Origin of the sequence: Sphingomonas sp., from assembly GCF_031380695.1 — a bacterium.
Lineage (GTDB): Bacteria > Pseudomonadota > Alphaproteobacteria > Sphingomonadales > Sphingomonadaceae > Sphingomicrobium.
Map to the genome: position 1 here is coordinate 1 of NZ_JANMWY010000320.1, position 2,336 is coordinate 2,336.

3 protein-coding genes are annotated in these 2,336 nt (G+C 65.2%); 1 reads left to right on the forward strand and 2 read right to left on the reverse strand.

The features are described from left to right. On the reverse strand, positions 1 to 207 hold a 207-nt coding region (locus tag RMN84_RS11535; protein ID WP_309612315.1), incomplete at its 3' end, for a thiamine pyrophosphate-binding protein. 2 nt (positions 208 to 209) lie between these two features. Beyond that, the gene (ilvC, locus tag RMN84_RS11540) at positions 210 to 1,223 is read right to left on the reverse strand and encodes a ketol-acid reductoisomerase (RefSeq protein WP_309612313.1); all 1,014 of its coding nucleotides are present in this window, start codon (positions 1,221 to 1,223) and stop codon (positions 210 to 212) included. 407 nt (positions 1,224 to 1,630) lie between these two features. Between ilvC and RMN84_RS11545 the strand changes: the two genes are divergently transcribed. Continuing rightward, a partial coding sequence (locus tag RMN84_RS11545) for a dihydroxy-acid dehydratase (RefSeq protein ID WP_309612314.1) occupies positions 1,631 to 2,336 on the forward strand: 706 nt, incomplete at its 3' end.

Sequence of the window (2,336 nt, forward strand, 5' to 3'; positions counted from 1 at the left end):
GGACAGCGCCGCTGCCTGCTCGTGACGAACCAATATGTGGCGCAGCTTCGATCCGGGCAGGGCATCGTAGAGCGGCATGATCGCACCGCCGGGATAGCCGAACACGGTCGTCACGCCTTCGCGCTCGAGCGCCTCCACCACGAGACGCGCGCCGGTCACCGCTTTCGCAGCGGTGTCGGAAACGGGCAGGGAGGAGACGCTCGCCATGGTCACGCGGCCTTTGTTTCGGGCTGCGACTGCAGCCACTTCATGTTGCGGCGCAGGGCAGCGCCGGTCTTCTCGAGCGGCAGGTCGAGATCGGCCTTCAGCATCGCGTCATAGTTGGGCTTGCCCGCCGCATTCTCGGCGATCCAGTCCTTGGCGAACTTGCCGTTCTGGATGTCGGTCAGCACTTCCTTCATCCGCGCCTTGGTCTCGTCGTTGATGACGCGCGGTCCAGAGACGAAATCGCCATATTTGGCGGTTTCGGAGATGAACTTGTGCATCCCGGCCAGGCCGCCTTCGTAGAGCAGGTCGACGATCAGCTTGAGCTCATGGAGGCATTCGAAATAGGCGACCTCGGGCTTGTAGCCGGCCGCGACCAGCGTCTCGAACCCGGCGTTGACCAACTCGCTCGCGCCGCCGCACAGCACCGCCTGCTCGCCGAACAGGTCGGTTTCGGTCTCTTCGCGGAAGGTCGTCTCGATCGCCCCGGCGGTGGTGCCGCCGATGCCCGAGGTATAGGCCATCGCCTTGTCGCGCGCGGCGCCGGTCTTGTCCTGATGGACGGCGAACAGCGCGGGGACACCGCGGCCGATCTCATATTCGCGGCGGACCAGGTCGCCCGGGCCCTTGGGGGCGACCAGGATGACGTCGATGTCGTCGCGCGGCTCGATCTGGCCATAGAGGACCGAAAAGCCGTGGGCGACGAGCAATGTGTCGCCGGCCGACAGGTTCGGGGCGATGTCGTCGGCGTAGGAGGCGCGGTGGGCCATATCGGGTGCCAGCAAAGCGATCAGCTGTGCTTCCTTCGCTGCCTCGGCGGGCGAGATAGTGCGGAAGCCGTCGGCCTTGGCCTTGCGCTCGGCGCCGCCACCGGCGCGGGCACCGACGATCACGGTGAAGCCGCTGTCGCGCAGGTTGCGCGCATGGCTGCGCCCCTGGCTGCCATAGCCGATGATCGCGATCGTCTGGCCCTTGAGCGCCGCGCGATTGACGTCGGCTTCCGTGTAAATCCGTTCCACCCTAATTTCTCCTAATCTTTCCGGTCATTCGTTGCACAAAAGAAAACCCCCACTCCGGCGGGGAGCGGGGGTTGGTCTGTGTCCGGTCCGTTGGACCTTATTCAGCCGATCGCCGCCCCATCAATGGAGGTAATAAGTACGAGCGTAAGGAGGAGCGGAGTCGCGCCGACGAGCGTGGGCAAAGCCCCCGTCTTCGTCTCGCTGCTGGTCTCCGTCATCATCGTCACGTCGCGAATCTCGCCTCGCGGGCACCCGATTTGGGATCCCGTGTTGACCTCTCTTAGGCACGAGTGGCTCGATGAAGCAAGTGCAAAACGCCCTTGTGGCGTCAATTTTCAAGGCTATTGAGTGACCGTAACATCCGTTCCGGTGCGCCGGCGACGGTATCCCAAGCGCAGGAATTTCCCATGGTTTCCGATAATTGGCCGTCGCGTGAAATGGTCGAAGGACCGGCGCGGGCGCCCGCCCGGGCGATGCTCCACGCCGCCGGATACGACGCCGAAGACCTCGCCAAGCCGATGATCGCGATCGTTAACAGCTGGTCGACAGTGACGCCGTGCAACATGCATTTGCGCGAACTGGCCGAGCACGTCCGGCGCGGGATCAGCGAAGCGGGCGGCACCCCGGTCGACTTCAATACCATCGTCGTTACCGACGGCATCGCCATGGGCACCAAGGGCATGCGCGCCTCGCTGATCAGCCGCGAAGTCATCGCCGACTCCGCCGAGTTGGCGGTGCGCGGCCATTCGCTCGACGGGATCGTGTTCCTGGTCGGCTGCGACAAGACGATTCCCGCCGCCGCGATGGCCGCCGCTCGGATGGATCTGCCCAGCGTCATCCTTTATGGCGGATCGATCATGCCGGGTCGGCTCGGCGACAAGAAGCTGACCATCCAGGACGTGTTCGAAGCCGTTGGCGCGCATAGCGCGGGGACTATCGACGACGCCGGGCTGAAGGCAATCGAGCAGGCCGCCTGCCCCGGCGCGGGGGCGTGTGTCGGGCAGTTCACCGCCAACACTAAGGCGCTGGCAATGACCTTCCTCGGCCTCTCGCCGATCGGGTTGCACGATGTCACGGCGGTCCACACCGCCCAGCCCGAGGCGGCCGCCGAGG